Source organism: Pseudarthrobacter sp. S3, assembly GCF_050156905.1.
Classification (GTDB): domain Bacteria; phylum Actinomycetota; class Actinomycetes; order Actinomycetales; family Micrococcaceae; genus Arthrobacter.
The window spans coordinates 476,599-502,670 of record NZ_CP189583.1 but is presented as its reverse complement, the minus strand read 5'-3'; the positions used below and the strand labels follow the sequence as shown (position 1 = coordinate 502,670).

The following is a 26,072-nucleotide window of genomic DNA, read 5'->3' as shown; positions in this document are numbered from 1 at the left end:
TTATTCGGGTTGGAGTTGAGGAGTACTTTTCCTGATTCGGCGGAGTTCCTGGCGGTTTCGAAAGCTTCGAGTCCTTGGCTGAGGGGGTATTCGTGGGTGATGACGGGGTTGATGTGGAGGGTGCCGTCGGCGAGGGCGGTGATGACATCGTCGATCTCGTTGTTGAAGCGGAAGGACCCGCGCAGGTCCAGTTCCCGGGTGATGGCCAGGGAAATCAGGACCGGCTGGGGCCCGGTGGGCCGCAGCCCGACCATAACCACGGTCCCGCCGCGCCCCGCGCCCTGGATGGCTGAAACCGGCTTGATGTTGATTGCGCGCGGCGTCGCTGACGTGGGATCATTCCGGTAATCGTATTGTGATCCGTCGGCAGGAGGTGAGACCCATGTACGCAGTACCGCAATGGGCGCTTCCCTCCAGTCCGCGATCGCTCGACTGAAGTAGTCGCAACTGGGAGCGCCCTAACAGGCAATTCGCGAAAGGCGACTCCCATGAATACAAAACCTTCTTCAACTTTGCAGTTCACCTCGACCACACACTCCGAACGGCCGAAGCCCGGCCAGGAACAGCCTCAGGTCGACGCCTCAACGATGGTGGGCGCGCCGCGCGAGCGAGCGTTGGTCCTCGGTGGCGGCGGATCGACAGGCAACGCCTGGCTGATCGGCGTCATCGCCGGCCTGTTTGATGCCGGGCTGGACATTACCACAGCCGACCTCACCATTGGGACGTCAGCAGGCTCGACGGCCGCGGCCCAGCTGGCTGGCGCCAGCCCCGCCGACCTGTTTGCCGCCATCCTTGCCGCTGCCCCAAACCAACGGACGGTTCCGGTCGGATCCGGCCCAGGACGCGTTCCGATCAGCCCGGCGATGGATCACTTGGAGAGGATCGGCAAGATCATCGCCGCCTCTGAGGATGCGGCTGACATGCGCCGCAGAATGGGCACGGCGGCACTCGACATGGATCCGGCGTCGGACGGCGCCTGGCAAACACAGTGGCGAGCCATTGTCGCCTCCCGGCTGCCCAGTCAGCACTGGCCGCAGCGGACTGTGCTCATCACAGCCGTAGATGCCCAGACCGGTGAACCGGTCGTGTTCGACCGGAACAGCGGAATCGAGCTGGCAGACGCCGTAGCCGCCAGCTGTGCCAGTGGCCGCCCCTATAAGATCGGGGACAGCCGTTACATAGACGGCGGCTACCGATCCAACGCTGAAAATGCCGATCTGGCAGCCGCATACGGGCGGGTGCTCGTGCTGTCACCCTTCGGCGGCAGATCACTAGTGCCGAAGGAGTGGGGCACGCATCTCACAACACAGGTAGATGAATTACGCGCTCGCGGCAGCAGAGTCGAGACGATCTTCCCGGAGAGCAACTCCGAGCACATGTTCGGCGCCAATGCGATGGACCTGTCGCTGCGTCCGCCCGCTGCCCGGGCCGGACACCACCAAGGCAGAGCTCTCGCCGAGCATCTCTCGGAGTTCTGGCACTGACGCCGGCCGGTGCGGTATCGGACGAAGGCGAGACCACACGAGTCACTTATCGCCGCATCTGAGGACCTCCGTGGACCACCGCGCCACCGGCTAACGGGCTAGCTGGCCGTGATCACCAGGGCAACGCTGTGTCCGCCGAAGCCAAAAGCGTTCACCAGGCCGGCGGGGGCGGAGCCCGGCGCCAGCGTGTGCGCGTTTTCCGTGATGACGTTCAGGTTCACTTCGGGGTCCAGCGCCCCGACGTTCGCGGTTCCGGGGAGCTGCCCGGTCTGCAGGGCCTGGACCACCACAACCGCCGCGAGCGCACCGGCACCGCCCAGCAGGTGGCCGGTGTGGCCTTTGGTGGAGGTCACGGGCACCTCGGCACCGAAAACAGCGTTGATGGCTTGGGCTTCCAGCCGGTCCCCTACCGGGGTGGAGGTGGCATGCGCATGGACGAAGCCGATCTCCGAAGCCTGCATTCCGGCCGACTCCAGGGCCTTCTGCATGACCCTCCGCTGCATGGCGGGGTCCGCGGCCACGATGTCGTTGGCGTCGGAGGTTACCGCCCCGCCGGCCACTGCGCCAAGGATGGCGGCGCCGCGCGCCCGGGCGTGGGCCTCACTCTCAAGCACCACAATGCCGGCGCCTTCTGCGAGGACAAAGCCGTCGCGGCCGCCGTCGAACGGGCGCGAAGCGAGCTTGGGTTCGCTGTTGCGCGTGGACAGTGCCCGGATCTGGGAGAACCCGGTGATCACCAGGTCGTTGACGGATGCGTCCACGCCGCCGGCAATCACGACGTCGGCCGCTCCGGAGCGGATCATTTCGGCGCCCTGGACAATTGCTTCCGCGCCGGACGCGCACGCGCTGACCGGGGTCCGGGCTCCGCCGCGGGCGCCGAGGTCAATGGAGACCCAGGCCGCGGGGCCGTTGACCATCAGCCGGGTGAGGGTGTGCGGAGAGACCCGGCGCGGGCCGCCGCTGGCGAGCGCACGGTCCTGTTCGAGGGTGGAGCCGAGGCCGCCATAGGCGGAGCCGATCACCACGGCGAACCGTTCGGGGTCGACGTCGGGCGCCCCTGCCTGCTGCCAGGCTTCCCGGGCAGCCACCAGCGCCAGTTGCCCGCACCGGTCCATCCTCTTCAGCTCGCGCGTGGTGAGGTGCTCCGAAAGGTCCGCGGTGACCTGTCCGGCCATGCGCACGGGCAGCTGCTCCGCCCACTCCTGATCCAGCGCGGCGATGCCGGACTGCCCCGCCAGCAGGCCGGTCCAGGTTTCTGCCATCGTGGATCCGAGCGGGTTGATGGTGCCGACGCCGGTGATCAGCGCGCGGGGGTGGTCTGCAGACATTGGACGCTACTTTGCGGGGTTGTGGGTGCCGATGGGCACGAGGGTCAGATCGGGGTGGTTCTTCTCGATCCGGCGCAGGGCCCAGACGTCGTTGAACAGGGCAAGGTATTCGCCGTCGGACCGCAACAGCACCTCGGCACCGGGCACGTTGGCCAGCGTGGGCATGGCCTCCGCCGTCGAAATCCTGGCGATGGAGTACGGCAGGCGTTCCAGCCGCATGGGCGCGCTGAAGTCATGCGCCATGCGGTCCTCCACCACTTCGAACTGCATGGGGCCGACGGCGGCAAGCACCGGCGCCTGGTCGCCGCGGACGTCGGAGCGAAGCACCTGGATGACGCCCTCATGCTCGAGCTGCTCGATGCCGCGGCGGAACTGCTTGAACTTGCTGGGGTCCTTGGACCGGGCCACCTGGAAGTGTTCCGGGGCGAACAACGGGATGGCCGGGTACTCCACCGCGTCTTCGAGGAACAGGCTGTCGCCCACGCGCAAGGTGGAGGCGTTGACCAGTCCCACAACGTCGCCGGGGTAGGCCTCGTCGATGACCTCGCGTTCGCGGCCGAAGACCTGCTGGGCGTACTTGGTGGCGAATGACTTTCCGGTGCGGGTCTGGGTGACCACCATGCCGCGTTCAAAAACGCCGGAACAGACGCGAATGAAGGCGACGTGGTCGCGGTGGGCCCTGTTCATGCCGGCCTGGACCTTGAAGACAAAGCCGGAGAAGGACGATTCGACCGGGCGCGGGCTGCCCTCGACGTCGGGCCGGGGGGCGGCGTGCGGCGCGAAGTCCACCAGGGCGTCCAGCAGTTCCTTCACACCGAAGTTCAGGGCGGCGGAGCTGAAAAGGATGGGGGTGGCGGTGCCCGCGTGGAAGGCTTCGACGTCGAATTCGAGGTTGGACTCGATGACCAGGCCGGCCTCGTCCACGGCATCGGTCCAGTTGCTGCCCTGCGTCTCCGCGGCCTCTTCGGGCGTGAAGTACTCGGTCAGGGCGATGTTGGCGCCGGAATTGTTACGCTGGAAGCGGGCGAAGCGGTCCTGGCGGAGGTCCCAGACGCCGCGGAAGTCACCGGATATTCCCACGGCCCAGGTCAGCGGCATGGGCTGGAGGCCGGTGCGCTCGGTGAGCTCGTCCATCAGCGCCAGTGCGTCCAGGCCCGGCCGGTCCCACTTGTTGATCACGGTGATGATGGGCAGGTTCCGCGCCTTGCAGACTTCAAACAGCTTCATGGTCTGCGTTTCAAGGCCCTTGGCGGCGTCCACGAGCATCACCGCGCAGTCGACGGCGGCCAGGACGCGGTAGGTATCCTCGGAGAAGTCCGCGTGGCCGGGGGTGTCAAGCAGGTTGATGACGGTGTCCCGGTAGGAGAACTGGAGGGCGGCGGAGCTGATGGAGATGCCGCGGTCCTTCTCCATCTGCATCCAGTCCGAAACCGTTTCCTTGCGGTTGGCCTTACCGCTGGAGGCGCCGGCCGTGCCGATCACCTTCGCGTGCAGTGCCAGAGCCTCGGTGAGGGTGGACTTGCCGGCGTCAGGGTGCGAAATGACAGCAAAGGTCCGACGCCGGGCCGCCTGTTTGTGAATCTGGTTGACCCGGGCGGGGCTAAGGACATCTTGGGACACGGTGCTACTTTCGCTGCGGTGGGGTTACCCCAAGGCGCTCGGCAGGCCTCAAGGAGGGAAGCATGGCTCTGTGAGAGCCAAGTTCCAAGTTTATCGCAGCGGCGGTCTTTAGGCTGGGGCCATGAATAACACCAAGAGAGCAACGCTCATTTGGTCGCTGGGGGCAGTTATTTTCTCCCTCATCGGCGTATCCACCGCACTGGGCTCCAACGGAGTCTGGTACCTCATCATTTCGGCCGTGGTACTTCTTCTAGCCGGCATCGCTTTCGCCGCCAGGGCGATTCTCTCCCTCCGGGCAGCCAGCGGTTCAGACGCTTAGGCTGTAGGTGTGAGCAAACCCCTGGACGAGGGTCCGTTCTTTCACGGCACGAAAGCCAACCTCCGGGACGGTGATCTCCTCAGGGCGGGCTTCAGGTCGAACTACCGTCCCGAAGTCGTGATGAATCACATCTATTCACCGCTCTTCCGAACGGCGCGGGACTCGCCGCGGAACTCGCGGCGGGTGACGGCGCCCCGCGCGTCTACGAGGTCGAGCCGACCGGGGCATTCGAGAACGAACCCCAACGTGACCGACAAGAAATTCCCCGGCAACCCCACCCGGTCATGTCGCAGGAGTGCCCCGCTCAGGGTCGTCGGCGAAGTCACCGATTGGACACGACAGGCGCCCGAGGCGCTACAGGCCTGGAAGGAGCGACTCGCAGCACTAAGGGCGGACGAGCGAGGCCAAATCATCAACTGACGAGGATCAACGCTCCTTCAAGGGCATAGTACGTAGGGCGGACCGGCTTAGGGAATCAGCCGCTGATCTCAGAGATTCTGGAAGATTCTCAGAAACATCTCTTCGCTTTCAACATATGCGTTGAAGCTGGCTCGTCTCGATTTTGAAGTCGGCGATAACGTCGTAATCCCACGCGAAGACGAAATCGCCAAACTGCCAGGAAGACACCTTAGAGTAGGGGGTCTTCGCCAGAGCGTGCTTCGCAACCATTGCATCCCACAGATCAGATTTGTCTGCCATCACATCGCTCAGGCTCATCGGTAAAGGTGGCGCTACGTCGAGGTCGAAGAACTCTGCAATTTTCGGCCACATCGAGGACCAGCGGAACATATCACCGTTCGTGATGTTGAAGGCTTGATTCTGACCTTCGGGGTTCGTTGCCGCCCAGACGGTCGCTTCCGCCAGCAGCCCTAAGTCGGTCATCTCGATCAGGCTTGTGTACGCCCCAGCTTTGCCCGGGAACCGGAAAGGGATGCCGAGCTCTTTGCTGATGGAGGCGTATACCGCAATCACCATCGCATCGGCCAGTTTTCGCACTACCGACGTAACGAGCAGACCATGGCCAAGCTCGGCAATGCCATCGGCTCCGATGTCTAGCCGCAGCCCTGCCCCGTAGACCCCACGACCGCCATATTTGCCGAAGGCAACATGGCGGTCTGACGTACGCCGCAAGCGGGACGCGGCAGAAAATTATCAGCCGATAGTCGGCTCCTCATCGTTGGCGACAGCCTCGATCCAATCTACGGCCTCGTCGGAAAGCTGGGGTCCGTCTTCTGATTCGCCAGCCCACCACTCAGAATCGGTCTCGCCGCCCGTAACCGCCAAGATATCGGCGATGACATGCTGCGGCAGCGGCTCGCCATTGTGCTCAATAAGCCAGCCGCGTGTTTCCATATCGACCAGAAGCCACCACTCAAAGATGTTCATCAACGCAGTGTTGCACCCCGGAAGTCGTGTGTACACAGTCCGCCGTGCGAGGGGCTCCGGCAAAGACACCGGCTAAAGAGCACAACCCCCAGGCGTGTCCCGCAGAGGGATCGGCTTACGGACACTTATTCGCCATATAGCGATCACAGAACGCCGCCACATAGCGATCATATCCACATATTTGGCTTGGGCGCCGCGTGTTCGTGGATGCGAGGTGGAGGAGTGTTCATCGCATCGGGCCTGGCCGCTGTTGGATCATGGAGGGCAGACCGCATTCCCTCACGCCGGACTCTGTAGTCTGTGCACATGTCGACTGTGTATGTGGTGGGGCTCGCCGTCGTTGTCCTGTCGTTATTACTCTCGCGGCTTCTGGTACCGGGACTGCCCCCGAAAAGGCTGGCAACCCAGCTCACCACCCTGGACCTGGGCCTGACAGCGGCAGGTCTGGCGGGTCTGATTCTCCATTGCGCTTCGATGTTCTTCGAGCCGCTGGTTAGCGTGATTCCGGGAAGCGGGGCCGTGATCACCCAGATCAATGCGATGGGCCCGGCAAGCGTGGCCTGGTACGCCGCTCCGTCACTGATGCTTCTTGCCGGCCTTCGGCGAGAAAACAAGGCGGTCACCGCGCTCCTGGCGGCCGCGCTGCTGACAGTCGGTATTACCATGTACAACGGCGCGGCACTCTGGATTCACTTGGCCGCCGTCTTTGCGGCCGTTGTCGTGACTTCGGCGGTCCTGCTCCTCCTCACCAGGCCACCGCGGCGGGCCTGAGCTACGGAAGCGTCAGCAGAGGTTGATGCGGGGCCGGTCCCGGTGTGGGAAACGAGCCGCGCTACCATCCCCTTGCGGGCTGCACTTGAGACGATGCTCCCAATTTCAATTACTGCGCCGGAGCGGCCCGTCCGGTAAGGGATCCCCCACCGAACACCTCAGCGGATGGCGTGAATTGCTCCGTGGGATCGCTGCCCGGTGGTTGTCCGGGCGTGCGTCTCGACCACATTGAAGCCCGCAGCTACCAGCTCGTCGCAGAGGTCACTTACCGGCCACTGGTATGCCGGGACGACCGCATGATCGAACTTCTCGACGACGTGGCCGTGGAAGAAGCCGATCAGCAAGGCGCCGCCAGGGCTAAGGACCCGACTGAACTCCAGGAGAGGAGTGCGGATCGTGTCTGGCTCATAGTGGATTAGTGAGTACCAGGCGAGCACTCCGCCAATTGTCCCGGCGCCGACGTCGAGGGCGTCGAGGCTGCCTGTCCGGAACGGAATGCCGGGATAAGTACCGAGGGCGTGCGCAATGAACTCCGGAACCAGATCCACTCCGACTGCAGGGACCCCGGCTTCACTGAGGAAGTTCGTCCCATGACCCGGACCGCAGCCGGCGTCGATGACCGCACCCTCGATGCCATCCGCCCACGTCGCCACCAGTTGACGATCTGAAGGGTGCACAGCACCGAGTGAAGCAAAGCGTTCGACGTATTCCACCGCCCGACGCGAATACGCATCGCTGACAGCGCTGATCATGCGTTCGAGTCTAGGCAGGCTACGGACAGGTGCCCGGTTGCCGATCCTCTACTCAGTGGTACGTCAGTTTCGAGGATCGACATGTAGTGGACGTCAATCCATTGCTCGTCGGACCACAGCGCGTCCCGGCCCGTGCCTTCGTAGCGAAATCCTACTTTCTCATAGACTTGCCGGGCCCGCGGGTTGAAGGCGTAAACCTCAAGAGCTATCCGATGAAGACCAAGCTCCTGGAAGCCGTACCGGACAATCATCTCGGTCGCCTCACTGCCAAGTCCCCGGCCGCGGCCTTCGGCGCCAAGGAAAGTGCGGAAGCCGCAGGAGCGATTCAACTCGTTCAAGTCGTTGAGCACGACTTCTCCAACCATCGCGTTCGTCGCCTGATCGATCACGGCGAGGACGAGACGGTCATCAGCGGAGCTCCAGCGTTCGTACGTCACGCGGAGGTCATCAAGAGTCCATGGCAGCGTTGTCTGGCTGCTGGAGTGCACTGTTCCGGTCAGAATTGCAGCTTCAGCGTCCTGGAGCATCCGATGCACTATAGGTGCGTCCTGAGCCTGAATCGGTCGCAGTTTGACGCGTGGGCCCTCGGTTGTCGGCTTATGCGTGAAGATCGTGGTCATGCGGCCAGTTTGTCAGAAGCTCTCGGAACCTCGTCCTTAGGCCGGTGGTTCTGCTGACGCCCTGGCGCCCGGGAGGGGATCCCTCACCGGGCACTTCCTGCGTGGCTCGTCAACTGCAGAGTTGATGGTGCCCAAGGCAGCTTCAAGGGGTCTTCCCTTGCTTCTCATGGGCGAACATCACAGCCGCCGCCAGGGGTGAGCCGGAGCCTGGTTCAGAACCATCTGCAGCGCCCCGGTGGGGTAGAGCGGGCGGTCGATATCGCTGATACTCTTCCAGCCAACGGGGCTGCCCTCATCGAGAACGTGTAGGTCGGCATCGATCGGGATGATGTCTAGTTCGTTGGCTGTCACGGCGAAGACATGCACAATTTCGTGGCCGGCGAGCCCTTCGTATTCGAAGATGTTTTCCAGAACACCGAGTAGCTCCACCGTTTCCAAAGCCACTCCGAGCTCCTCTTCAAACTCCCGGCGCAGGGCGACGTCGGCAGTCTCTCCGAACTCGATGCCACCTCCAATTGCCCTATAGAACGCTTCGCCTTTTACGGAATCTGTTGCACCCGACACAAGGACATATCCATCGCGGACAGGCAGTCCGACGGCAATATTTCTGATCAATTGCATGGATTCGATCATAGGTTTCGTTCGTGTCCGGTCAGGGATCCGTTAGAGGAACCTTTACCGGACGACCAATTGGCGTCAGACGCGTAAGACCCGAATCCGCAAGAACCCTTGCTCAAGCCCGACTTCTCTCCGCGCCCGACTCGAGGAAGTGAGGTGTACTACTGATGTGAGACACAGTTTGAAAGGATTGTGCCCATGTCTGCTCGACCAACCTATTCCGATGAGTTCAAAGCTGATGCCGTTGCGCTGGTGATTTCCTCGGGACGTTCGCCGGCTTCGGTTGCGCCGGAGCTGGGGATTTCCGTAACCGCTCTGAAGCGTTGGGTGCGGCTGCATCATGAGGGCCAATCGGAGGGCGGGGGCAAACCCGATGATCCGGTGGATCCGGCGAAATACAGGGCATTGGAAGCCCGGCTGCGTGAAGTCGAGAGGGAAAATGACTTCCTAAAAAAAGTTTCAGCGTTCTTCGCCAGAGAACAACGGTAGAGGATCTCTACCGCCTTGTTCAGGCGAAGAACGCGCAGTTCCCCATCCAATGGATGTGCGGGCGGCTGGGCATTTCCAGGGCCTCGTATTACCGGTGGCTGGCCGCGGAAGAGTCCCCGACGGCGGCCCGGCACCGGGAGCTGACAGAACACGTAAAGGTCATGTTCGATTCTTCCGACGGGATATTCGGGCACCGCATGGTCCATACGAAACTTGCCGCCGCTGGCATCGAGGTGTCGGTGGGAACGGTGGCGGTCATCATGGCGGAGAACGGCTGGGCCGCGAAGCGGATGCGGGCGTTCAAGCGCACGACGATTCCCTCGGATCCGGACAAGGTCTTCGCGGACCTCATCGGGCGGGATTTCACCTCCGCCGCCCCGGGAACCCGTCTGGTCGGGGACATCACATACTTGCGCACCGGCGAGGGCTGGCTGTATCTGGCTACTGTCATCGATCTGTGCACGCGCATGGTCGTCGGCTGGGCGATGGCTGACCACATGCGTGCCTCTCTGACTACCGGGGCGCTGAAGATGGCCAGGGACCGCGGTCATCTGCAGCCTGGTGCCATTTTTCACAGCGACCGCGGAACGCAGTACACATCCCGGGAAATGAGTGTCTGGTGCACCGGTAACGGCATCCGACAGTCCATGGGAGCCACCGGGGTGTGCTGGGATAATGCAGTGGCCGAGTCGGCGTTCTCATCCCTGAAAAACGAGTTCTACCACCACCACAGCTTCACAACCCGCCAGGAAGCCCGGCGCGGAGTGATGAAGTACATCGAAGTGTTCTACAACCGCTGGCGGCCCCACAGCAACAATGACGGCCTCCCGCCGGCCACAGCAATGGCGGCTTTCACACCCACCGCGCAACCGCTTCCAGCGGCTGCCTGACCAAAAAGAAACTACGCGACTGTCTCACATCCTTGACACACCTCAAAGGTATTGATGCTTGGCCTCGTACGTGTCCATTGAGGGCAAAGGCACGTAGATTCACCCCATGGGGACACAGGAACTCTGGACCGGCATTGTTAACTGGCTGAACATCAACGCCCCCGTAACAGCCAAAACCATCCGAGCACCCGCACCGGATCCCCTTGTCCGCTCATTTGAACAGGCCGCGCCGATCGGTTGGCCCGGCGATCTGTCGACCATGTATCGCCTCTTCGACGGTGCAGAACCGTCAACGGCGGGGTATATTCTCCCGGGCTATCGGCCACTTCCTCTGGAAGAAGCTGAGAAAGTGCGGCAAATGATGCTGAGCATCGAGGCGGAGCTCGGGGCGGATTCCAATGCAGAATTCGAGCGGAGAAAAAGTTCCCCAATTTACCGAAACCTGCGGGCAGTCGGTGAAGCCCACAGCAGCGTTCCTGTGCCCGAACCCCATAAACCCTATGATCCAGCAGGTGCTGAAGCTGATGAGGCCGGTACCCGCGCTTGGATGTTCATCTCCTCATTCCTGCCGATCGCAGACGATAACGCCGGCGACTTCCTGTTCGTCGATCTCAGGGCCGGGCGGCAGCACGGCTGCGTCAGCGAGTATTTCAAGGGAGAGGCCGATTGGCGTCCCGCCATCTGGCCATCCGTCGAAGAACTCCTGGACGAAACGCTGACCAGCCTGCGAACAGGACGACCATCCCTCTCCGTCAGGCCCTCGGTTATAGACGGCAGTCTGAATTGGAAATTCGTTCGGGAACGATAAGCCAGCGAACGGGGAGCCCTTGAACGCCTGCCCCGCGACCGGGCAGCCAGATCCCGACTTGGTCAGGAAATGAACGAGGCAATAGCGACCGTTTCGACGCCTCCCTTCTTTTGCATTCGGAGTGCCTCGTGGACAGCCGCTCGAGTTAGGGTTCGGGCGTCCCTTTGGGGAACCTTGACCGGGCTTTAGGCGATGCGTCGAAAGGGCACAACTGAGCATGCACGACCCCGCGGTCTCCGAAAATTTGGGCGGGACCTTTCGGGCGTGTGACCACCACCAATGCACACCCGATCCATCTGCATAGCCAGGCAGCCGCATGTATTAGCATCAGGGTAAATGTCGCATTTGTCTTCGTCAGAGCAGCCGAGCCTCGGGGCCTCTTTCCAAGCACCCACGGTAGGGATTATGGAATCCGACAGCATCGAACTTATCCCTGCTGACCCACAGGGATGGGCAGCAAGATTTGACGTGGTGCGCGGAAGGCTGGCTTCCCTGTTACCGGACGCGGAGGTCGAGCACATAGGTTCAACCTCCATTCCGGATCTTCCTGCCAAGGACGTTGTCGACGTATTGGTCGGCGTGAACCTACACCAATGGTCGACCGCCATGGACCTGCTCAGCTCGGATGGATTCGACTGCGAGGGCCACAGAGAAGGACACGCGTGGTTCAGCCTGCCCGACAGGAGTAACAGAGAGATCGTCGTCCACCTTGTCCAGATCCAGGGACGCCAATGGCACCGACGCATACTGTTCCGCGACATCTTGCGGAAGGACATCCAAGCAAGGGAACGCTATCTGAGCGTCAAGCGCGAAGCAGCCGCCAGTACCAAAGACTGGGGCGCGTACACAACACACAAAGCGGACGTGGTTGCGGCGATCCTCAAAAGCGCCGGAGGCCCCGACTAGTGCAGACCGGCGTCCCGGAGGCCGCGCCGATCCATCGCCTGCACCAGAGCCTCGAGGATCATCAATTCGTCCCTGTGCCGCTCATCCTGATCCATACGGCGATTCTTGCACGACCGGCAGTCTGTGAAACAACTCCATCCCGTTCGGGGATCCGTTAGAGGAACGCTCAGCGGACAATGCTTTCGTGTTTGATCGACGCGTCCCCGTATTCGATATAGCCTGTCAGCAACCCCGGAGCAGCGTGGCCCGGGACGGGCAATGGCCAGTCGGCTCCGGAGCGGCGGTTGTTGCCACAACATTGGGGGCTCAATGACAATTCAACATCTCACCGAGACTGGCGGGCCGCTTCCGGACCGCACGATCCTGCTCCAGAGAACCGGGGTACCCCGGATCCAGATCGCGCCGGATCACATATTTACCGAGAGTCACCCAGGCTTTTCCGTCGACCGCGTGAGTGTGGGAATAAGCCGGATCATCCTGCCGCCCAACACCCTGATCACAAAGGACGACTGCGTCCGCACCTGTGCAGAACTGCTGGCGCTCACCGGCGGAAAACCCGGCGGAGTGCTTCTGCAGATCACCGGCATCGGCTCTTTCAGCCCGGAGGCGATCAGCGCTTTCGGTGAGGCAGCCACCGTCACAGCGTTTGGTGTCCTGGGCAAAACACAGGTTGACCGCGTCATCGCCCACAGACTTCTTCGACCGGCCCCGCCCAGGTGCCCCACGAAATACTTCACGGACAAAGACGAGGCCATCAGCTGGCTCCGAACCATCGGATGATCCACGGCCTTCTCCATCGTCGGCCCGTCGTTGAAAACGAAGGATTCCGAGAATGCTACGACTCGAGAATCGGCCGCTCCGCTGTCGTTACAGCAGCGCGGCGTCCTGCCGCGGACTGTGATTATTGAGTTCGTTTGGCGGTTAAATCGCAGCTTGAAATGGCGGTTTTGCCGCCCCGCTTGCGGAACCCTTTGCGGGCAGCCCGCAGACCGAGGGAGATGCGGCCACGAAAAGCCTTGTCTGGGTGCGGAACGACCAGTAGCGTTCTGCGCAGTGGGCCTGTGGACCGCTGGCCCCCTTCGAGAGGACGCGCTATGCCAACCGTGATCGGCCACCACGATGTAAAGGACAAGGACCATTGGCTTGCCTCACCGAAACGCGAAGAGATCTTCGGACCCCTCGGCGTCACTAACATCCGGACGTTCGTCAACCCACAGAACCCGACGCAAGTCGCGGTGCTGATGGACGTTCCCGACATGGATGCCGTCATGGCCCTGATGCAATCCGAGGCCGGGGCCGAGGCGATGGCGTATGACGGCGTGCTGCCCGAGACCTTGGTGATTCTCGTCGAGGCGTAGTTACTTTTCTCGGAAGCGCAGGTGCGCGAAAACCGCCTACCGGCCGCGAACGGCCTCACCTCGTGTCCCGTTTGGCGATCCTTCACCGGGCGCCTTTGAAACGATGCCGCAAACGGGCAACGGAACGAAACCCTTCGCCGTGCTTTACCTAAATCACCGAATCGGCTCCTGCGGAGGGCTGAACAGTTTCTTGAGGTCCTCGCTGACGCGTGCGAGTTCTTCTCCTGCATCGAGCGTCAGCTTGCCCCGCGCAGACCACGAGTTGTGGAACTCGGAATCTTGAAGGGTGAAGTGCAGTTCGACGTGACTCCCCGTATGGTCCGCCTGCAGCAGGAGGTCGCCTTCAATCGACCTGTAATCCTTGGTCCCGCTCCAGCCTCGCCAGTGCTCAGCAAGATCGGTGAAAAGCAGCGCTAGGTCATCGAACCCATTCTTGTAGTGGGAGACCACATCACGCCGGGCCGTGAGGCCATTTAGTTCCGCGGCCACAACCATGCTGAGCACCACCCCGTCCGACCCGCGTTGCACGTCGCCGAAGGTGAGCCGCTCCGGCCGTCCTACCTCGACTCTCACCGTCTCCATCAGTTCAGGGGCTGTTCTTTGACGGCGCGGATCTCTTCAGTTCCGCGATCCGCAGCCGCAGGAACACGATGGTCAGCACCAGGGCGTATACCGCCAAGCCCGCCAGGAGGATCGTGAAGGCGGCGTAAAGGACGCCGATGATGCCGATGGCCGGACTCAGATTCATTGCTACCCCCACTAGTCGTTGGTCCTAGGCTATGCGAGGGCTGCGCGTGAACGCTCAGCCCTCGGTTGAGTCTTGCCCTCCTGCTTCCTGCTTCTGAGCTTTTGCTGCTTCCTGCTCTGCCAGGAGCTCTTGGAAGCGCATTTCCATGCGGCTTGGGGGCCGCGGCGGTGAAGGCGGGCGGAGCCGGACGCGGCGCCAGTCCAGCGTTTCGATGTCGGGGGAACCCCCCAGGGCGTCGATCAGGTCATCGCTGCCGAACACCCTCGTGCCCATCAGGTCATAGTCAGTCCACAGCACCCAGGCCTTGTCTTCAGCCCACCACAGCTCCGGAGTGAACTCCTGCTGTCCGGTGGCAAGCATTGAGGACAGCATGGTGGTGAGATCGAAGCTGAAAACTCGCATGGCCTCGACATCGAAGGGGCTGGTGATGGGCGAGAACCTGCCGCGCATGCGGGTCGCGCCTGTGTGCGCGGCGAGGATCGGAATGAGCGTCTCCAAGTCAGCCTTCCCGAGAGAACCTTCCGTTGGCCAGAGCGAATCGTCAGGGTGAATGCCGGGATGCATCACCACGTAGTCTGCATCGCTGTCGTTTAGAAGGGCCGACCAGCAGTAAGCCGGCGGAATCTCAAGGCCGCTATCCCCGGCGGGGCCCTGCAGGGAAACGCCCTTCCGCGAGGCTACCTCAGCCCAGGTGATCCTCTGCCACCCCTCAGGGGCATGCGCTCCGAACCCGAAGCCTGGAACTTCGTCGACGTCATCGGGTTCAGGTTCCGGCGGCACGTCAGACGGGCGATGGAACTGGGCGTGGAGAATCCAAGTGCTGTGCGTGAAGCCATTGGGGACCGGACCGTCGACAGGATCCTCTAGGAAACCTTCACCCAGCCATGCCAGCTCCGGCCCGGCCAAACCTTCCCAGCGCCATCCTTCAGGCAGTACCGGCAGCTCTTTTGATTCCCCCATGGGACGAGCTTACCGACGGGGGTGGCCTACGGAGGAGCAGCTAAAAGGTGAGCCTCCATGGCGGGCGACTGCGATGACGAGGCTGACGCGGCATCGGAGTGCGCCCGTTAGCCGGTCCCTAAACGGGACAGCTTCAGCGTTTTCACCGAATCGGAGTTGGTATGGCCAGTCGTAGCCGCTCCAATTAGGGTCGTTCCATGCTCAAATCGCTTATCGAACGCCCGGCCCTCTTAGTGTCGGAACTGGGGCTGCTGCTTCTTGGACTCGTCCTGGCGCTAATTGGCTTCGTTAATTTTGTTGGCGCTTTTACCGCCGACCGTCTTGCGTTCGTCGGTGCGTTCATATTCCTTCTAGCCGGGGCCTGGTGCCTCTCGGTGAGCCTTATTGCGTTGCTGGGTCACCCCCGTTCAACCGTCGGAAGGGCTACGTTGGTGGCTGTCGGGTGGATTGGTGGGACCTACCCTCTAAGCGGGGCCCTGACATATCTGGGCAGCGGAGCGTACATAACGGCCCTGCCGATCGCAGTGGCAGGAATTGCCCTAGCTCTCTTCTCAATAAGGAAGAAGAGAGCCACAAGCCCGTCCGTTTGAGGAACCTTCAACGGGGCATGAGTCACTGATGATCGTCAGATGGTTCGGAGTTCCTTGGTGGAGGGGGCAGTTGCAGCGGGTTGTGGCAACGCAACGGTCAGACCTCGGTGCAGGCACCCTTGGGTACTGATGGGTGTTCGAACAGGACGAAGTTGGTGCCATCATCTTCTAGAACCGAGACGTAGCTCGGTTCTAGAAGAGCAACGGCGGACTCGCAGATGGCGATCGCGGTCTTGGCCGCGTCGCTGCCGTTGGCGCCGCGCGGGTCCACGACACTGGTCTCGATGCGAATCCTGCCTGACTCGGTTTCAGTCACAGACTTGACCTGGCCCACCCAGGGCGCGTTCGCGTTGGCTGTCCTGAAGTCTGCGGTCTTGTCCGGCTCATTGGTGGCGCTGGGAATGGACTCAGGAGCGGCAGCCGTCTGGCTGGCTGCCGTCTGGGCCGGCATAGCGGTGGTGGGTGCTGTCTGGGGAACGGACGATGAGCATCCAGTGAGCAGCAGGGCAGCAATAGCCGTAGCGAGGGCGGGAATAGTCTTTTTCAAGGGTTGTCCAATGTCCAAAGGCGCGCGAAGGCGGCGCGCCCCCAGCACGATGTAACGGTAGGACTGGGTGATTCACCGGCCCCTGCCGCCCACATAACCCTCACCCTAACGAAGAATGGCGAAACCATGTCTATGCCTATGAGGCAACCCTGACCGGGCAGACTATTCAACGTCAGCAACAAAGTCCCGGCGAGTAGGTGCAGAACGCTGAAAGTCGTGTCGTCAAAAGCGCAGCGACGCGACTACTTCGGGATGACGGTGCCTTTTTCCACGGACAAGAGCCTGGCGTAGTTCATACACATGCTCAGGCTTTCGTTTGCGGGAACGCGGGCACCATCCAGGATTACGGAATTTCCCTCAGATAGAGATGAGCTATCGGGCAGAACCAATGACTCGCCATCGAAGTGCGTTCCTCTGGGGAAAACCAACGTGTAATCATCACCGTCTGCCGCTCGCACGATGACGCATCCGGCCTCGTCCTTTTCCAAGCTTCCCGTGAGCTGCGCTCCCACTCTCGGAGCCGAAGACGGGCCGGATTGAACTACGGCCTTCTTGCCCCCATCACTGAGAAGCAAATCGGTTGGCAACTCCTGCTGCATTGAAGGGGTCTGTGAGGGAGATCCAATGGTCGGTGAGTCCCCTGGCGTTGCCGCACATGACGCCAAAGAAAGAGCGATGGCCGCTACAGCGCCCAAGGCTAGGCGGTGCTCCATATCTGTCCCCAATCAGATAGCTGGTCCGTTGCCCCAGCCTAAAGCCGCCCAAAGGAATGTGACCCCTACTCAACGCGACTGCGACCGAATTGATACCGGCGCTATCTATACGAAAAGCTCCGCCGGCCGCCATACGCTGTGAATCGCGGCGGGTATTTTGGCTTCGTTCTGTCAGCCGAAAGTGGCCGGGTGCCCGCTCAGGGAACCTTCAGCGGACTCCGCGAGAAGACTGCTGGTTATAGGCCCAGGGCCATGGTCTGAATGCCATGCGACGCTCAGTATCGGCAGCACGCGGAATCGAGGACTTAGGGTGAGGCCATGGCTATGACAAAAATTGCGATCGATAGAGCGACGATTGAACCTTGGATAGCAGTGGCTCAATCCTCGCGGTTGTTGGCCGACATCCTCTCGCAGATTGGAGAGCCGCTTAGCGGGTCCAACTTTGAGGAGATGAATGCCCACTATCCTCCCGAGCGCTCTTCTGACTGGTGTCGAGAATTTCTAACCGCGGGAATCGAACATATGACGCTATGGGCGGATCACGTAGCTCCGCTCCGCTTTCACGAGGAAGCTCATGTAACTCATACTTTCCGGCCCGTTCAAACCTTGTCACGTGCCGCGATCGAATCGTCCTCGCAGGCAGTATGGATGATGAACGGCGAATCGGCGCGAGAGTGCGCCCGACGCCACGTTTGCCTACTCCTTGATGACCTTGAGGAGCAACGCAAAGCCCTGGGCGATGAACGCAAGAAGCGTCTTAAACTGGCCCGCCAGATTGTTCTGGACAGGCTGGAGCCATTCATCGGTGAAAAGGACATCGGCCGATTTCCGGGATATATGAACATTGTCAAAGAAGCAGCTGCCACAGTAGCGGCCAAGGGGTCGGGAGATGCTGATCTGGTCGATGCAGAAGTGGTTGAGCGCCTATGGCGCGCCTCAGCGGGATCGGCACATGGCAAGAGATGGCCATCGTTGGAGCTGCAAATCGTTAACCCCGGGAAGGAGATTGCGCCTGGGTTATTCGAAACCGACAGGGCTCCCGACCCCGTGGCAATCACCAAAATCCTCAACCTTGCGAATTCTGTGGTTACCTACGGCGTCCTACGATTTGCTGACTACTCAGGCTACGAGCCGCAGCTGGCCGAGATCATCGACGCCGCCCAAAAAAAATTGGCCGCAGTCATTCCGCGACGCTCCGATTTATAGAACCGTGTCGGTGCCCGACTACTTCCGAAACGTCCTTGGCTGCGTCAGGAAACCCGTAGGGTGCTCCGGCTCCCTGGTCCGTGTCATCGCCGTCCCATATCCAGGGCGGACCGCAGCCACGAGGTCTTTTTCGGCCTCTTTAGGCTTGGGTGCAACTCCCGGTCAAGATCCGCGGACTTCACTTCCCATTCTTCCCACATCCCGAGCAGATCGTCCGCTCGGTTGCCGTGCCGGAACTCTGCCTCTTCAGGGAAAACCGGCAGCGCGTCAAGGAAAGTGATGTGGCGCCCGTCCTTCAGCTGCAGGTCTGAAATGAGTTCATCCGGCCGTTCGGTCAGGACCCAGCCGGTGAACTTTCGGCCTTCGATAACTTTCCAGTCCCCCGCGACAAAGACGCCGTGACAGGCCGGGTGCGGCGTGGTGCTGCAGACCATGCTCGTGATGAGGTTGGCGAACGCCTCTCGAACTTGAGGAGAGTCCTGCTTGATGCCGGTGAAGACTTCCACTGTGTGTGAATGGCCGCGGCCGCCGGGACCGGGGACGCTGATGCCGGCGGAAGCGTAGAAGTGGACCCCCATCCGTGATGATGCCTTGGGCCAGTAGAAGATGCCAACAGTGTTGCCCTCCAACGAGGTCATCGTGCCGAACTCAGGTTCGGCGCCGACAGCGGACGTATAGTGCGCTTCCAGATCCTCTAAATGTCTCACGGGGCCTCCACTTCGACCAGGCGATTGATCTCCGCTAGCCGATGCAGCGTTATGCCCATACCCTGCTCTCCGACCAAGGGGTGGTCCACCGACGGGTCGAGCTGAATGAAGGGAACAACTCCTGGGTCCCTACTATGCACAAGGGTTGGAGTGGAGATGGTTGAGTGCTCGTAGGGCAATTCGTTGCATAACCACCCGAACACTGGGGGCAGGGACGCACGTGCCGGGTCTTCCCAGTGGTCTGCCACCTGTTGGATGCTTTCCTCACTGACTGAGACCCACACGGACCAGCTGAAAACTTCACCAGGTGCATCGAGGATAGGGATTTCGATATGTCCCCTGAGAAAGTAATGCCACTCGCCTTTGATTTCGAGGACGCACATGTCAGAGTTCAGTTCGCCTGCGTCGCGTTCCGCCTGGGTTGCCTGCAACCAAGGATCTGGCGCCTGCGGCCCGAACACCATGGCGACCCCCTCATGTTGCTGCCCACAAGTTCCGCATTCCCACTTGGCATGACCGTCCATTAGCTCCCCCTCTATGTCTTGTGGCGCTCAACTTGCCGAGCCTACCGCCTCACAATGTTCCTTCTCTCTCAAATCGTCCCGTTAGCCGGTCCCCTATCGGCGCAAGGGATACCCAAACTTTGCGGATCACGCTTCGCCGGGTTTCCGCGGCCGCCCGATTCCCGTAAGACCCGCCCGAGAAAATGCCCGGTGACGGGGGGATAAACGGTACCTGCTGAAGCACGACGGGAATCCTTATCGGTACGCCCGTGTATCCACAACGACCACGACCTCAGGGCTCCTGACATGGCCGGGAGGCCGTGCGGGTAGTTAGTTGAGTTTCCGGGGATTCTTACTGGCCAAAGTCTTTTAATCATGCTCTCAAATGTGAGATAATAAGAGTGTGACTATTTTGCTGGTGATGGGGGTGGGAGGATGGGTCTGATGCCAACCCAGATGCCCCTGCCGTTGATCGAAGACCTTGGTGCCGTGTTGATCGGCGAATCGGCGGCGTTGCTGGAAAATGAGACGCACGGCGGCAAGGTTTTCCTTAACGGACAGTTGTGCTGGGTGTGGGATGCCGGCCAGGATGACCTGCGTCGCCTGGCCGCGGTGCAGCTGGTGCGGGCCGGTGCGGCCCGGGTCCATGAGGTTGCGGCAGGCTTTGGCGTCACCCCGGAATCCTTGCGGCGCTGGCGGGTCAGTCTCACCGGTGAGGGCGTGTCCGCGTTGGCGCCGGTGAAGAAAGGCCCCAAGGGCCCGACGGTGCTGACCGGGGAGAAAGCGGCCGCGATCCGCCGCCTGCGTGCCGGTGGTGCGAGCCTTCGGGCAACGGCTGCAGCGGCCGGGGTCTCCACCGACACTGTCCGGCGCGCCCTCGCCGGCAATGAGTCAAACACCCCGGAAACCGGCCAAATCAGCGCTGACAAAGGCGGATCAGCGCCCGGCGCATCAACGTCGCCGACCCAGCTGGTGTTGCCCGTGCTGCCGGAGCCGACGGATCGTTCCGGGGAGCGGGCAGCAGCCCGTTCCGGGCTCCTCGAATGCGCGGTTCCGGTGTTTGCCCCGGCGGCCCGGGTGCCGTTGGCCGGGCTGTTTCTGGCCTTGCCGGCGCTGGAGGCCACCGGGCTGTTGGCCTGCGCGAAGGCAACGTTCGGGGCGTTGCCTGACGGGTTTTACGGGCTGGAAACAATGCTCCTTGACGCCGTGCTGCGGGCCCTGGCCGGGGAACCCCGTGCCGAAGGCGCCACCCGGATCGATCCCGTGGCCCTGGGCCGGGTGTTGGGCCTGGACCGGGCCCCGGAAGTAAAAACCATCCGCCGCAAAATCAGTCACCTGGCCCAGACCGGTAAGGCCGGGGACCTGCTCACCGCCCTCGCCATCCACCACCTGAACCCAGCCGGCGGCGATAGTGCCGGTAGCGGCGATGGTGAGGGTGGGGATTTGGCTGCTGTGCTCTATGTTGACGGGCACGTCCGCGCCTACCAAGGCGGGAAGAAGATCGGGAAAGTCCACTCCACGAGGCTGAAGTTCCCGGTCCCGGCGACCGAGGAAACCTGGGTCTCCGACGCGCACGGGTCCCCGGTGCTGGTCGTCATGGCCAAACCCGGCACCGCCCTGACCGGTCAACTGCGGGCCCTGCTGCCCCAACTGCGCACCATCATCGGAGACTCCCGGCGGGTGCTGGTCGGTTTTGACCGGGGAGGCTGGTCACCGTCGCTCTTCAAGCACATGGACGAGGCCGGCTTCGACGTCCTGACCTGGCGCAAAGGCACCACAACGGACATCCCCGAGAACAGCTTCACCGAGGTCGCCCATGTTGACGCCCACGGGGAACCCAGGACCTGGAACGCGGCGGACACGGCCGTTGACCTGGCCATGGCCGCCACCGGGGAAGCGTTCCGGATGCGACAGATCAGCCGCATCGTCCCGGCCCGGGGCGGGACAACCCGGCAGATCCACATCCTCACCACCGATCAGGGGATGCCCGCCGGTGAAGTGATCTACCGGATGGGCTCCCGCTGGCGGCAGGAAGACTACTTCCGCTACGCCCGCATCCATTTCGACCTGGACTCCCACGACGCCTACCCCTCCACCGATGATGACCCCGAAAGGTCAGTACCGAACCCGGACAAGAAAAAGGCCTACCAAAAAGTCGTCGCCGCCCGCGCCCACTACGACCAGGTCCTGGCTCGAACAGACGCCGCGATGCTCGCGCTGCGGACACCAGCCCCAGGCACCAACGAAGTCACCATCACCAACGCCATGCACAACCAGGTCACCGCACCCCTCTGGGACGCGGAAGCCGCATTGGACCAGGCAGAAGCTGCCCACCAGAAGATCCCCGTCCGGGTCACGTTGGGAGAACTCTCACCCGGCCAACAAGTCCTCGACACCGAGACGAAACTGATCACCCACGCGATCAGGATGGCCGCGTTCAACACCGCCACGACCCTCGCCAGGGAAATCCGGACCAACACCGGCTACGCCCGCGCCACCGAAGAAGCCCACGCACTGGCACGGCAGGCGCTCACCGGCAGCGGCGATATCGACACCACAACCCCCGGCTACCTCACGATCCGCCTGGACCCACTCCCCACGGCGCGCGCCACGGCAGCAATCAGCGAGCTCTGCCAGCACCTCACCACCACCGAAACCCGCTACCCCGGCACCGGCACCGGCACCGGCACCGGCACCGGGCTAATTCTGCGCTACGAAATCAAAAACCACGCCTGACCCCACACGCAATAGCTCACCATGTCAGGAGCCCTGGACCTCAGCGCCGAGAAAAAACGCCCGGGTCGCCTTGGGATGACGCCCGGACAAGACCTTCTCCGGCCAGGGCCTTGCCGGGCAGGGACGCACACTCCGGCGGAGCTTGCCGAACTCATCGCGGTGACGCTCGACGGACTAACGCGTACGACCCTCAGCCCGTGCCAGATCTGACGGCGCGCGAGCCACCCAGGCTGGCGTTCGGCATACTGGTTCCATGCAGGCGACGACGGTGTTGGTTGAGGGCGAGAGTGACCGGATGGCGGTGGAGACGCTGGCCGTGAGCCTTGGCCATGACCTGGCCGCCGAGCGGGTGACGGTGGCCCCGATGAGAGGCGCCAGCAGCATCGTCCGCTTCCTCGACCGCTACGGCCCGGACGGCGCCGGCCACCAGTTGCTAGGTCTGTGTGATGTGCGGGAGTCCCGTGGCATCGCTCGTGCGCTCGGCCGGGCCAGCATCGGGTCGGGCCCGCTCGCGGAGCTTGGCTTCCACGTCTGTGACGCCGACCTGGAGGATGAACTCATCCGCTGCCTTGGGGTTGACGGCGTTCCCGGTGTCATCGCGGCTCAGGGCGAGCTCGCGTCGTTCCGGATACTCCAACACCAGCCGTCTCAGCGAGACCGGCCCAAAACGGCGCAGTTGCGCCGGTTCTTCGGGGGACGCAGCGGTAACAAGGTCCGGTACGCGCCCCTGCTCGTCGACGCATTGCCAACCGGGCATGCACCTCCGCCGCTCGCGAGCCTCGTTGCCTCATTCTGATGTGGTGGGGGCGCAGAGGCCGCCACGCACCCAAACCGGCCAAATGTGCCCACCCGACCAGCCGCCGTCGCACGCGCCCCCGAGGCACTTTAGGGCACCCCCTAACGGGGCACTTTGGGGCTTGTCCGTGCGGTTGTTGCCGCTTCTTACCTCTATCATTGAGCTTGCGGGAAACTGAGTACTTTTTGATCCTGCCGGCGGAGTGAGAAACCGGCGTACCTGCGGGCGGCAGTCTGCACCTTTGAAGGGAACACCTATGGCTCGGAGCCCCGAAGAATCGCTCAAGGCGACTCTGGGCAGAGTGGCTCCAGGCACGCCGTTGCGCGATGGCCTGGAGCGCATCCTCCGGGGACGGACCGGTGCGCTTATCGTGCTGGGCTCGGACCGGACCATCGATTCCATCTGCTCCGGCGGGTTCGACATTGGCATCGACTTCTCCCCCACAAGGCTCCGCGAACTGGCCAAGATGGACGGCGCCATCATCTGCGACAAGGACGCCGGCAACATTCTCCGGGCCGCGGTCCAGCTGGTCCCGGACTCAAGCATCGAAACCCAGGAATCCGGCACCCGCCACCGCACGGCGGAGCGCGTGGCCATCCAGACCGGCGTTCCCGTGATCTCCGTCAGCCAGTCCATGCAGATCATCGCGCTGTACGTGAACGGGCTCCGGCACGTGCTGGAGGGATCCGAGAAGGTCCTGGCCCGCGCCAACCAGGCCCTCGCCACGCTGGAACGGTACCGTTCGCGGCTGGACCAGGTGACCAGTTCCCTGTCCGCGCTGGAGATCGAGGCCATGGTGACCGTCCGCGACGTCGCAGTGACCCTGCAGCGCCAGGAAATGGTCCGCCGGATCTCCGAGGAAATATCGCAGTATGTCCTGGAACTCGGCGAGGACGGCCGGCTTCTGTCCCTCCAGCTCGATGAACTCACGGTTGGCCGCGGCCCGGGCAGCGATGTCATCATCCGCGACTACGCCCGGCCGGACGCGTCCGCCGAGGACATCGAACGGGCCGTCACTGCGTTGGTGAACCTCGGCCCTACAGAGCTGATCGACCTGGGCAAGATCTCCGGGATCGTCGGTTTCGCCGGCGGCGAGGCCAATCTCGACGCCGTGGTGCAGCCGCGCGGTTACAGGTTGCTGTCCGGGCTCAAGGCAGTCCCCAAGGCTGTTGCCGACCGCTTGGTGGACCACTTCGGCGGCCTGCAGTTCCTGATGGCGGCCACCATTGACGACCTCATGACCGTTGACGGCATCGGCGACCAACGCGCCCGCACCGTCCGCGAAGGCCTGAGCCGGATGGCCGAAGCCAGCCTGCTGGACCGCTTCCTCTAATCCCCACCCACCGAAGGGGCGGATCAGCTGAGCTGGAACACGGCCTTGGGGCTGGCCCTCGAGCCAAGCTTGGCCGTGAAAATGTAGTACGACCCGCCCGCTCCTGGCTTGGCTTCGATGGGGCTGCAGCCCTCCAGCGTGCGGTTACGGGCCCACGGAAAGTTCGCCGTTTCGCTGGCTCCCGGGGCAATCGTCTTCATCAGGTCTTCGCTTTTGGCCTGGCAGTCCTTGGACGAGAAGATCCTGTCCGCACCGCTGGTCACCAGGAACTCCATCTGGGACGTTCCGATGTTCACCTCGCACGGCATGGTTCCGCCGTTGGTCACCTTCAGGGTGAGCAGCGGGTTCTCATCGGGGCCGTAGGCGGCTTTGTCCGTCGAAGCGGACACCGTCACCAGGTTTTGACTGCAGGACGGCGTGGGCGTGGCAGTGGGTTCCGTGCCCGCAGTTTGCGACGGCGATGGGCCGGGGGCGGGGGCAGATTCGGTGGCGCCGCCCGTGGAAGCTGCCTGCTCGGTGCCGCTGAGCGCACCGGCCACCGCAAAGCCACCGAAGGTGAGCGCCACCGCCATGAGCAGGGCTGTTCCCATAAAAAGCCGACGGCGGCGGTAGACGGCTGCGCTCGGCTGCCGGGTAGCGCCGGAACCGCCCCGGGAACCGGATGCGGATGCCGTCTTGCGCGGTGATGAATTGCCTTGCCTGCCCATCCTTCTAGGCTAGAGAACCCGCCGGAATCTGCCGTCCCACCACGCCGGTCCCCCAGTCAACGCTAAGGTCACAGTTTGTCCGCGGGAATCTTCGCGCGGCTCCCGGGAATCCACTACAGTGTTGGAATCGACGCCATGACCCTTTCCCCAGCCATGCCCGTGGACGACCCGTCCGGCCCGGGTGGACTCCGCCCCGACCAGCTCGCCGCGCTGCACCGCAGGATCACCGGCTGGTTCGCGGAGACGGCGAGGGACCTGCCGTGGCGCGAAACCCGTTGCTCACCGTGGGGAGTCCTGGTCAGCGAGATCATGCTCCAGCAGACCCCTGTGGTGCGGGTTTTGCCGGTCTGGCGGGAATGGCTTGAGCGCTGGCCCACCCCCGCCGGGCTCGCCGGTGAGCCTGCAGGGGAAGCCGTCCGCTCCTGGGGAAGGCTCGGCTATCCCCGCAGGGCACTCCGCCTGCACGCGGCCGCCGCCGCCATCGTCCGCGACCACGCCGGCGAGGTCCCCGGCGACTACACGGAGCTGCTGGCCCTGCCCGGCGTGGGCAGCTACACGGCCGCGGCCGTTGCCGCCTTTGCCTTCGGACGCCGGGAGACTGTGGTGGACACCAACATCCGGCGGGTGCACGCGCGGCTGGTTTCCGGCGTCGCACTCCCCTCACCGTCGCTGAACGCCGCGGAGATGCGGCTCGCAGCGGAACTGCTGCCGGACGACGTCGGGACCTCCGTGCGCTGGAACGCCGCGGTGATGGAACTGGGGGCGCTGGTCTGCACGGCGCGTGCGCCCAAGTGCGCGGAATGCCCGGTGCGGGACTCCTGTGCGTGGCTGGCGGCCGGTGAGCCGCCGCCGTCGTACGTTCCCAAAGGACAGGCGTGGCATGGCACTGACCGGCAGGTCCGGGGAGCCGTGATAGCCGTGCTTCGGCTTGCGGAAGCCCCGGTGCCGACGGAAATGTTCCAGCGGGAGCCTGCTGACCTGGGCTTCGCGGCGACAGGAATCGGCGTGCCCTTGTCCGCATTGCACCGCCTGAACTCCGCGCCGGAACAACTCGAACGTGCCATTGCCGGCCTCCTCGGCGACGGCCTGGCCGAGCTGCACCAGGGCGGTTACCGGCTGCCGGCCTGAGCGTCTTTTAGGGTGGCCCGCCCCTGGATGGCATACTTTCTGGTGACTC

30 protein-coding genes and 3 pseudogenes are annotated in these 26,072 nt (G+C 62.9%); 17 read left to right on the top strand and 16 right to left on the bottom strand.

What is annotated here, in order from left to right:
• Positions 1 to 14 precede the first annotated feature (14 nt).
• Positions 15 to 293, bottom strand: a pseudogene (locus tag ACQCSV_RS02500) (L-idonate 5-dehydrogenase); the annotation flags it as partial.
• Positions 294 to 488: 195 nt separating this feature from the next.
• Between ACQCSV_RS02500 and ACQCSV_RS02495 the strand changes: the two are divergent.
• On the top strand, positions 489 to 1,484 hold the full coding sequence (locus tag ACQCSV_RS02495) for a patatin-like phospholipase family protein (RefSeq protein WP_354224791.1): 996 nt from the start codon (positions 489 to 491) through the stop codon (positions 1,482 to 1,484).
• Positions 1,485 to 1,582: 98 nt separating this feature from the next.
• Here the strand turns inward: ACQCSV_RS02495 and ACQCSV_RS02490 are convergent, their stop codons facing one another.
• Positions 1,583 to 2,812, bottom strand: a complete 1,230-nt coding sequence (locus tag ACQCSV_RS02490) for a beta-ketoacyl-[acyl-carrier-protein] synthase family protein (RefSeq protein WP_354224789.1) — start codon at positions 2,810 to 2,812, stop codon at positions 1,583 to 1,585.
• Between the two features lie 6 nt (positions 2,813 to 2,818).
• Positions 2,819 to 4,432 (bottom strand): peptide chain release factor 3, encoded by a 1,614-nt coding sequence (locus ACQCSV_RS02485; protein ID WP_426939113.1) that lies wholly within the window; start codon positions 4,430 to 4,432, stop codon positions 2,819 to 2,821.
• 121 nt (positions 4,433 to 4,553) lie between these two features.
• Between ACQCSV_RS02485 and ACQCSV_RS02480 the strand changes: the two genes are divergently transcribed.
• Positions 4,554 to 4,751, top strand: coding sequence for a hypothetical protein (locus ACQCSV_RS02480; RefSeq protein WP_282329775.1), 198 nt, complete (start codon positions 4,554 to 4,556; stop codon positions 4,749 to 4,751).
• A gap of 9 nt (positions 4,752 to 4,760) precedes the next feature.
• Positions 4,761 to 5,171 (top strand): annotated as a pseudogene (arr, locus tag ACQCSV_RS02475) (NAD(+)--rifampin ADP-ribosyltransferase).
• Positions 5,172 to 5,279: 108 nt separating this feature from the next.
• On the opposite strand, the gene ACQCSV_RS02470 reads toward arr, so the two are convergent.
• On the bottom strand, positions 5,280 to 5,882 hold the full coding sequence (locus tag ACQCSV_RS02470; RefSeq protein WP_426939112.1) for a hypothetical protein: 603 nt from the start codon (positions 5,880 to 5,882) through the stop codon (positions 5,280 to 5,282).
• Positions 5,883 to 5,903: 21 nt separating this feature from the next.
• Positions 5,904 to 6,137, bottom strand: coding sequence for a hypothetical protein (locus tag ACQCSV_RS02465; protein WP_426939111.1), 234 nt, complete (start codon positions 6,135 to 6,137; stop codon positions 5,904 to 5,906).
• Between the two features lie 306 nt (positions 6,138 to 6,443).
• On the opposite strand from ACQCSV_RS02465, the gene ACQCSV_RS02460 reads away from it, so the two are divergent.
• Positions 6,444 to 6,908: a hypothetical protein gene (locus ACQCSV_RS02460; protein ID WP_426939110.1), complete on the top strand. Its 465-nt coding sequence runs from the start codon at positions 6,444 to 6,446 to the stop codon at positions 6,906 to 6,908.
• A gap of 158 nt (positions 6,909 to 7,066) precedes the next feature.
• Here ACQCSV_RS02460 and ACQCSV_RS02455 read toward each other — a convergent pair whose 3' ends face one another.
• The 3 genes from ACQCSV_RS02455 to ACQCSV_RS02445 all read right to left on the bottom strand — a co-directional run bounded on the left by ACQCSV_RS02455 (position 7,067) and on the right by ACQCSV_RS02445 (position 8,901).
• Positions 7,067 to 7,660, bottom strand: coding sequence for a class I SAM-dependent methyltransferase (locus tag ACQCSV_RS02455; protein WP_426939109.1), 594 nt, complete (start codon positions 7,658 to 7,660; stop codon positions 7,067 to 7,069).
• Positions 7,657 to 8,280 carry a GNAT family N-acetyltransferase gene (locus ACQCSV_RS02450; RefSeq protein ID WP_426939108.1) on the bottom strand — a complete coding sequence of 208 codons (624 nt, stop codon included), beginning with the start codon at positions 8,278 to 8,280 and terminating at the stop codon, positions 7,657 to 7,659. The genes ACQCSV_RS02455 and ACQCSV_RS02450 overlap by 4 nt, the downstream gene beginning before the upstream one ends.
• Positions 8,281 to 8,457: 177 nt before the next feature.
• Positions 8,458 to 8,901 (bottom strand): NUDIX hydrolase, encoded by a 444-nt coding sequence (locus tag ACQCSV_RS02445; protein ID WP_426939107.1) that lies wholly within the window; start codon positions 8,899 to 8,901, stop codon positions 8,458 to 8,460.
• A 195-nt stretch (positions 8,902 to 9,096) separates the two neighbouring features.
• Here ACQCSV_RS02445 and ACQCSV_RS02440 point away from each other — a divergent pair, with 195 nt between their 5' ends.
• The 6 genes and pseudogenes from ACQCSV_RS02440 to ACQCSV_RS02415 all read left to right on the top strand — a co-directional run bounded on the left by ACQCSV_RS02440 (position 9,097) and on the right by ACQCSV_RS02415 (position 13,349).
• Positions 9,097 to 9,387, top strand: coding sequence for a transposase (locus ACQCSV_RS02440; protein WP_426939106.1), 291 nt, complete (start codon positions 9,097 to 9,099; stop codon positions 9,385 to 9,387).
• A 20-nt stretch (positions 9,388 to 9,407) separates the two neighbouring features.
• Positions 9,408 to 10,277 (top strand): annotated as a pseudogene (locus ACQCSV_RS02435) (IS3 family transposase); the annotation flags it as partial.
• A 106-nt stretch (positions 10,278 to 10,383) separates the two neighbouring features.
• On the top strand, positions 10,384 to 11,085 hold the full coding sequence (locus tag ACQCSV_RS02430; protein ID WP_426939105.1) for an SMI1/KNR4 family protein: 702 nt from the start codon (positions 10,384 to 10,386) through the stop codon (positions 11,083 to 11,085).
• A gap of 405 nt (positions 11,086 to 11,490) precedes the next feature.
• Positions 11,491 to 11,991 carry a GrpB family protein gene (locus ACQCSV_RS02425; RefSeq protein WP_426939104.1) on the top strand — a complete coding sequence of 167 codons (501 nt, stop codon included), beginning with the start codon at positions 11,491 to 11,493 and terminating at the stop codon, positions 11,989 to 11,991.
• A gap of 450 nt (positions 11,992 to 12,441) precedes the next feature.
• Complete coding sequence (locus ACQCSV_RS02420) at positions 12,442 to 12,771, top strand: STAS/SEC14 domain-containing protein (RefSeq protein ID WP_426939103.1); 330 nt, start codon at positions 12,442 to 12,444, stop codon at positions 12,769 to 12,771.
• A 314-nt stretch (positions 12,772 to 13,085) separates the two neighbouring features.
• Positions 13,086 to 13,349: a hypothetical protein gene (locus tag ACQCSV_RS02415; RefSeq protein WP_056634869.1), complete on the top strand. Its 264-nt coding sequence runs from the start codon at positions 13,086 to 13,088 to the stop codon at positions 13,347 to 13,349.
• 153 nt (positions 13,350 to 13,502) lie between these two features.
• Here ACQCSV_RS02415 and ACQCSV_RS02410 read toward each other — a convergent pair whose 3' ends face one another.
• Genes ACQCSV_RS02410 through ACQCSV_RS02400 form a run of 3 tightly spaced genes read right to left on the bottom strand, consistent with a single transcriptional unit; the run spans position 13,503 to position 14,595 of the window.
• Positions 13,503 to 13,931 carry a DUF6228 family protein gene (locus tag ACQCSV_RS02410; RefSeq protein WP_426939102.1) on the bottom strand — a complete coding sequence of 143 codons (429 nt, stop codon included), beginning with the start codon at positions 13,929 to 13,931 and terminating at the stop codon, positions 13,503 to 13,505.
• A 4-nt stretch (positions 13,932 to 13,935) separates the two neighbouring features.
• On the bottom strand, positions 13,936 to 14,097 hold the full coding sequence (locus ACQCSV_RS02405; RefSeq protein ID WP_426939101.1) for a hypothetical protein: 162 nt from the start codon (positions 14,095 to 14,097) through the stop codon (positions 13,936 to 13,938).
• A 54-nt stretch (positions 14,098 to 14,151) separates the two neighbouring features.
• The gene (locus tag ACQCSV_RS02400; protein WP_426939100.1) at positions 14,152 to 14,595 is read right to left on the bottom strand and encodes a hypothetical protein; all 444 of its coding nucleotides are present in this window, start codon (positions 14,593 to 14,595) and stop codon (positions 14,152 to 14,154) included.
• Positions 14,596 to 14,814: 219 nt separating this feature from the next.
• On the opposite strand from ACQCSV_RS02400, the gene ACQCSV_RS02395 reads away from it, so the two are divergent.
• Positions 14,815 to 14,964, top strand: coding sequence for a hypothetical protein (locus tag ACQCSV_RS02395; RefSeq protein ID WP_426939099.1), 150 nt, complete (start codon positions 14,815 to 14,817; stop codon positions 14,962 to 14,964).
• Positions 14,965 to 15,254: 290 nt separating this feature from the next.
• A complete protein-coding gene (locus ACQCSV_RS02390; RefSeq protein WP_426939098.1) occupies positions 15,255 to 15,647 on the top strand; it encodes a hypothetical protein in 393 nt (130 codons plus the stop codon).
• A 97-nt stretch (positions 15,648 to 15,744) separates the two neighbouring features.
• Here ACQCSV_RS02390 and ACQCSV_RS02385 read toward each other — a convergent pair whose 3' ends face one another.
• Entirely contained in the window at positions 15,745 to 16,194 is a 450-nt protein-coding gene (locus ACQCSV_RS02385) for a hypothetical protein (protein ID WP_426939097.1), read from the bottom strand.
• Between the two features lie 242 nt (positions 16,195 to 16,436).
• The gene (locus ACQCSV_RS02380; RefSeq protein WP_227007953.1) at positions 16,437 to 16,793 is read right to left on the bottom strand and encodes a hypothetical protein; all 357 of its coding nucleotides are present in this window, start codon (positions 16,791 to 16,793) and stop codon (positions 16,437 to 16,439) included.
• Positions 16,794 to 17,225: 432 nt separating this feature from the next.
• On the opposite strand from ACQCSV_RS02380, the gene ACQCSV_RS02375 reads away from it, so the two are divergent.
• Positions 17,226 to 18,113: a hypothetical protein gene (locus ACQCSV_RS02375; RefSeq protein ID WP_426939096.1), complete on the top strand. Its 888-nt coding sequence runs from the start codon at positions 17,226 to 17,228 to the stop codon at positions 18,111 to 18,113.
• An 83-nt stretch (positions 18,114 to 18,196) separates the two neighbouring features.
• Here ACQCSV_RS02375 and ACQCSV_RS02370 read toward each other — a convergent pair whose 3' ends face one another.
• Together ACQCSV_RS02370 and ACQCSV_RS02365 are read right to left on the bottom strand one after the other, a co-directional pair.
• Complete coding sequence (locus tag ACQCSV_RS02370) at positions 18,197 to 18,820, bottom strand: suppressor of fused domain protein (protein ID WP_193341724.1); 624 nt, start codon at positions 18,818 to 18,820, stop codon at positions 18,197 to 18,199.
• Positions 18,817 to 19,344, bottom strand: coding sequence for a DUF2199 domain-containing protein (locus tag ACQCSV_RS02365; protein ID WP_193341723.1), 528 nt, complete (start codon positions 19,342 to 19,344; stop codon positions 18,817 to 18,819). The genes ACQCSV_RS02370 and ACQCSV_RS02365 overlap by 4 nt, the downstream gene beginning before the upstream one ends.
• A 423-nt stretch (positions 19,345 to 19,767) precedes the next feature.
• On the opposite strand from ACQCSV_RS02365, the gene ACQCSV_RS02360 reads away from it, so the two are divergent.
• From ACQCSV_RS02360 to disA, 3 genes are all read left to right on the top strand, one after another.
• Complete coding sequence (locus ACQCSV_RS02360; protein ID WP_426939095.1) at positions 19,768 to 22,059, top strand: putative transposase; 2,292 nt, start codon at positions 19,768 to 19,770, stop codon at positions 22,057 to 22,059.
• 268 nt (positions 22,060 to 22,327) lie between these two features.
• Positions 22,328 to 22,855 carry a TOPRIM nucleotidyl transferase/hydrolase domain-containing protein gene (locus ACQCSV_RS02355; protein WP_354155445.1) on the top strand — a complete coding sequence of 176 codons (528 nt, stop codon included), beginning with the start codon at positions 22,328 to 22,330 and terminating at the stop codon, positions 22,853 to 22,855.
• 256 nt (positions 22,856 to 23,111) lie between these two features.
• A complete protein-coding gene (gene disA, locus ACQCSV_RS02350) occupies positions 23,112 to 24,188 on the top strand; it encodes a DNA integrity scanning diadenylate cyclase DisA (RefSeq protein WP_282329780.1) in 1,077 nt (358 codons plus the stop codon).
• Positions 24,189 to 24,211: 23 nt separating this feature from the next.
• Here disA and ACQCSV_RS02345 read toward each other — a convergent pair whose 3' ends face one another.
• Complete coding sequence (locus ACQCSV_RS02345) at positions 24,212 to 24,895, bottom strand: hypothetical protein (RefSeq protein ID WP_426939094.1); 684 nt, start codon at positions 24,893 to 24,895, stop codon at positions 24,212 to 24,214.
• A gap of 153 nt (positions 24,896 to 25,048) precedes the next feature.
• Here ACQCSV_RS02345 and ACQCSV_RS02340 point away from each other — a divergent pair, with 153 nt between their 5' ends.
• Complete coding sequence (locus ACQCSV_RS02340) at positions 25,049 to 26,023, top strand: A/G-specific adenine glycosylase (RefSeq protein WP_426939510.1); 975 nt, start codon at positions 25,049 to 25,051, stop codon at positions 26,021 to 26,023.
• Positions 26,024 to 26,072: the final 49 nt, after the last annotated feature.

What these genes read in the sequence shown, in the direction of transcription:
- ACQCSV_RS02495 (WP_354224791.1), top strand. Translation starts at nt 489, where the DNA reads ATGAATACAAAACCTTCTTCAACTTTGCAGTTCACCTCGACCACACAC.
- ACQCSV_RS02490 (WP_354224789.1), bottom strand. Translation starts at nt 2,812, where the DNA reads ATGTCTGCAGACCACCCCCGCGCGCTGATCACCGGCGTCGGCACCATC.
- ACQCSV_RS02480 (WP_282329775.1), top strand. Translation starts at nt 4,554, where the DNA reads ATGAATAACACCAAGAGAGCAACGCTCATTTGGTCGCTGGGGGCAGTT.
- ACQCSV_RS02465 (WP_426939111.1), bottom strand. Translation starts at nt 6,137, where the DNA reads ATGAACATCTTTGAGTGGTGGCTTCTGGTCGATATGGAAACACGCGGC.
- ACQCSV_RS02460 (WP_426939110.1), top strand. Translation starts at nt 6,444, where the DNA reads ATGTCGACTGTGTATGTGGTGGGGCTCGCCGTCGTTGTCCTGTCGTTA.
- ACQCSV_RS02455 (WP_426939109.1), bottom strand. Translation starts at nt 7,660, where the DNA reads ATGATCAGCGCTGTCAGCGATGCGTATTCGCGTCGGGCGGTGGAATAC.
- ACQCSV_RS02450 (WP_426939108.1), bottom strand. Translation starts at nt 8,280, where the DNA reads ATGACCACGATCTTCACGCATAAGCCGACAACCGAGGGCCCACGCGTC.
- ACQCSV_RS02445 (WP_426939107.1), bottom strand. Translation starts at nt 8,901, where the DNA reads ATGCAATTGATCAGAAATATTGCCGTCGGACTGCCTGTCCGCGATGGA.
- ACQCSV_RS02440 (WP_426939106.1), top strand. Translation starts at nt 9,097, where the DNA reads ATGTCTGCTCGACCAACCTATTCCGATGAGTTCAAAGCTGATGCCGTT.
- ACQCSV_RS02430 (WP_426939105.1), top strand. Translation starts at nt 10,384, where the DNA reads ATGGGGACACAGGAACTCTGGACCGGCATTGTTAACTGGCTGAACATC.
- ACQCSV_RS02425 (WP_426939104.1), top strand. Translation starts at nt 11,491, where the DNA reads ATGGAATCCGACAGCATCGAACTTATCCCTGCTGACCCACAGGGATGG.
- ACQCSV_RS02415 (WP_056634869.1), top strand. Translation starts at nt 13,086, where the DNA reads ATGCCAACCGTGATCGGCCACCACGATGTAAAGGACAAGGACCATTGG.
- ACQCSV_RS02410 (WP_426939102.1), bottom strand. Translation starts at nt 13,931, where the DNA reads ATGGAGACGGTGAGAGTCGAGGTAGGACGGCCGGAGCGGCTCACCTTC.
- ACQCSV_RS02405 (WP_426939101.1), bottom strand. Translation starts at nt 14,097, where the DNA reads ATGAATCTGAGTCCGGCCATCGGCATCATCGGCGTCCTTTACGCCGCC.
- ACQCSV_RS02395 (WP_426939099.1), top strand. Translation starts at nt 14,815, where the DNA reads ATGCGCTCCGAACCCGAAGCCTGGAACTTCGTCGACGTCATCGGGTTC.
- ACQCSV_RS02390 (WP_426939098.1), top strand. Translation starts at nt 15,255, where the DNA reads ATGCTCAAATCGCTTATCGAACGCCCGGCCCTCTTAGTGTCGGAACTG.
- ACQCSV_RS02380 (WP_227007953.1), bottom strand. Translation starts at nt 16,793, where the DNA reads ATGCAGCAGGAGTTGCCAACCGATTTGCTTCTCAGTGATGGGGGCAAG.
- ACQCSV_RS02375 (WP_426939096.1), top strand. Translation starts at nt 17,226, where the DNA reads ATGGCTATGACAAAAATTGCGATCGATAGAGCGACGATTGAACCTTGG.
- ACQCSV_RS02365 (WP_193341723.1), bottom strand. Translation starts at nt 19,344, where the DNA reads ATGGACGGTCATGCCAAGTGGGAATGCGGAACTTGTGGGCAGCAACAT.
- ACQCSV_RS02360 (WP_426939095.1), top strand. Translation starts at nt 19,768, where the DNA reads ATGCCAACCCAGATGCCCCTGCCGTTGATCGAAGACCTTGGTGCCGTG.
- disA (WP_282329780.1), top strand. Translation starts at nt 23,112, where the DNA reads ATGGCTCGGAGCCCCGAAGAATCGCTCAAGGCGACTCTGGGCAGAGTG.
- ACQCSV_RS02345 (WP_426939094.1), bottom strand. Translation starts at nt 24,895, where the DNA reads ATGGGCAGGCAAGGCAATTCATCACCGCGCAAGACGGCATCCGCATCC.
- ACQCSV_RS02340 (WP_426939510.1), top strand. Translation starts at nt 25,049, where the DNA reads ATGCCCGTGGACGACCCGTCCGGCCCGGGTGGACTCCGCCCCGACCAG.